2 protein-coding genes and 1 pseudogene are annotated in these 2,536 nt (G+C 66.0%); all 3 read left to right on the top strand.

The annotated features are described in order from the left end of the window. Positions 1-255 precede the first annotated feature (255 nt). Positions 256-618 carry an NrtR DNA-binding winged helix domain-containing protein gene (locus tag LDL49_RS59755; protein ID WP_372470760.1) on the top strand — a complete coding sequence of 121 codons (363 nt, stop codon included), beginning with the start codon at positions 256-258 and terminating at the stop codon, positions 616-618. A 42-nt stretch (positions 619-660) separates the two neighbouring features. Beyond that, positions 661-1,821 carry a 5'-methylthioadenosine/S-adenosylhomocysteine nucleosidase family protein gene (locus tag LDL49_RS56250; protein ID WP_225303155.1) on the top strand — a complete coding sequence of 387 codons (1,161 nt, stop codon included), beginning with the start codon at positions 661-663 and terminating at the stop codon, positions 1,819-1,821. Beyond that, positions 1,818-2,536: pseudogene (locus tag LDL49_RS56245) on the top strand (hypothetical protein); the annotation flags it as partial. The gene LDL49_RS56250 and the pseudogene LDL49_RS56245, both read left to right, overlap by 4 nt.

Below are 2,536 nucleotides of genomic sequence, written 5' to 3'. Positions count from 1 at the left end.
CGCCCAACGCCGCGAACGCGCCCGCATCCGAAGCGAGAAAGGCATCCGCTGGGGCGGCCGACCTCTGACTTCCGCAGCCTGAAGCCTCGTCATCCAACCCGGCGATCGTTTCCGGTCACAGCACTAGAGGTGATCGGGGTGTACGGCGAACCGGGGCGTGATCCTCGTGGTCGTGTGGTGTCGGTCGCCTACCTGGCGATCGCGCCCCGATTGCCGGAGCCCATAGCGGGCACGGACGCGGCGGGTGCGTGCTGGATGCCGGCGGAGCATGTCTTGTCCGCACGCGTGGAGCTGGCGTTCGATCATCGGCGGATCCTGGCCGATGGCGTTGAGTGTGCGCGGGTCAAGCTTGAGCACACGGCGCTGGGGACGGCGTTCTGCGGCGAGACCTTTACCATCTCCGAGCTCCAGCAGGTGTACGAGGCGGTGTGGGGAGTTCAGCTCGATCCCCGGAACTTCTACCGCAAGGTTCAGAGCGCGCACGGCTTCATCGTCGCGGCCGGCCCCATGCGACGAACGGAGAACGGCCGCCCGGCCCGGCTCTTCAAGGCCGGACCAGTGCAAGTGCTGTACCCCCCGATGGTCCGTTCGGCTCAATCCGGACCCCGGAGGCCCTGACCGTCAGACAGCTCAGATCGCCCCTTTAGGAGGCGTGCCGTCATGAACGAGCGTCCCATCGTGATCCTCACCGCGCTGGATCTGGAGTATCAGGCCGTCCAGAAGCACCTGACCGGTCTGCGGATACACCGTCACCGTGCCGGTACCCGTTTCGAGATCGGCCGGCTGGCTGAGGGGGGTTGCCCAGTGGTTTTGGGGCTGGTCGGCAAGGGAAACCATCCCGCCGCCGTACTCGCCGAGCGAGCGATCACCGAGTTCGATCCCTTGGCCCTGCTGTTCGTCGGCGTCGCCGGCGCCCTGTGGCCTGACGTCGGATTGGGTGACGTCGTGGTCGCGACCCATGTGTACGCCTACCACGGCGGCACCAGCGAGGACGATGGATTCAAGGCGCGGCCCCGCGGCTGGGAGATCTCGCACGAGCCGGACCAGGTCGCGCGCCAGCTCGCCCGCAGCGGCACCTGGACACGGCGTCTTGGCGATATCGGGAACGTTCCAAAGGTGCGCTTCGGTCCGATTGCGGCCGGAGAGGTCGTACAGGATTCCGCAGTCTCCGCACATGCCCAGTGGGTGCGTCAGACCTACAACGACGCGCTGGCAATCGAGATGGAAGCCGCCGGCGTGGCACAGGCCGCCCACTTCAACAGGTCGCTGCCGATGGTCGTGGTACGCGGTATCAGCGACCGCGCCGACGGCACCAAGGTGGCCACCGACGGCGCGAACTGGCAGGCGAGGGCGATAGTGAACGCCGCGGCCTTCGCCTCAGCCCTCGTCGAGGAGCTGGCGCTGGAACTCCCCCACGACCCGCATGCCACGGCAGCGAACAAGACGGAAGGCGAAGCCATGACCAGCAACGTGAGGAACATCGCCCGTGGCCACGCACACGTGGGTGTACAGGCCGGAAACATCTACGGCAATGTGTCGGTCGGACATCCGTCCGAGACCGCCCTCGACTCGGCGGCACTCCTCGCCGAACTCCGTGAGGAACTCGCACAGGCGCGAACGGCGGGAAAAGTGGACGAGTCCACGTTCGCCGCGGCAGAGGAAGAAATCGGCGTCGTCACCGGATCTCTGGCGGCAAGCACGGAGCAGGGCAAAGACCGCGCGATGGTCGCACTCAAGAAACTGCGCGGTCTGCTGCTGGACGTGGCCGATCTGGCGTCGAAGGTGACGTCCATCATCACAGCGATCCGAGGCGCCTCATGAGCGACCCGAGCACCACCACGACCAACATCGCGGACGGCTCAGCTACCGTCGGCGTCCAGGCCGAGGCCGTGCACGGGGACGTCTTCGTGTATCAGATTCCCCCCGACGCTTCGCCGGAGCAGAGATTCGAGGTGGGTGTCCGCTACCTGAGCGGCGGCATGCCCGCCAAGGCGCGCGAGCACATCGGCGAAGCTGTGCTGAACGGCTACGTGACGAGCCGATCCTGCTTCTACCTGCTGCTCGCCCTGCTGAGCGGCCGGACGCTGCAGCAGTTGCCGAAGAACGAGCTTTCCTTGCTGGTTCTCGCGCAGGGAAGAGTCATCGACAAGCCCGACGACGAGTGGATCCGCGCGATCAAAGTCGTCAATAGCCTCCTGGCATCCCTTCAGGCGCGTGACGTCGACCCTCCCGCCATCGAGGAACAGCTCAAGCAACTAAGCGACGAGCAGCGCAACGATATCCTCAAGAACCTCGAGATGCTCTTGAGTGGCCCTGTGCAGGACGGTCTCTGGGCGCGCGTGTTGAGCAATGCTAGAGACCTGTGGATCGACCGGGAAGGGGTGTACCTTCCCGGTGATCGTTTGAGGTCTCACACGCATGGCCGACGCGCCAACGTCGGCTGGGAAGGCACACCCATGCTCACCGTAGTCCCCGACCCCGCCGACGGCGACCGTCGCATGACCGATGGCCTCGTCTCCGCCGCGCTGATCGACGA

The sequence above is a fragment of the Nonomuraea aurantiaca genome, from assembly GCF_020215705.1.
Lineage (GTDB): Bacteria > Actinomycetota > Actinomycetes > Streptosporangiales > Streptosporangiaceae > Nonomuraea > Nonomuraea aurantiaca.
This window is presented reverse-complemented; position numbering and strand designations above follow the sequence as displayed.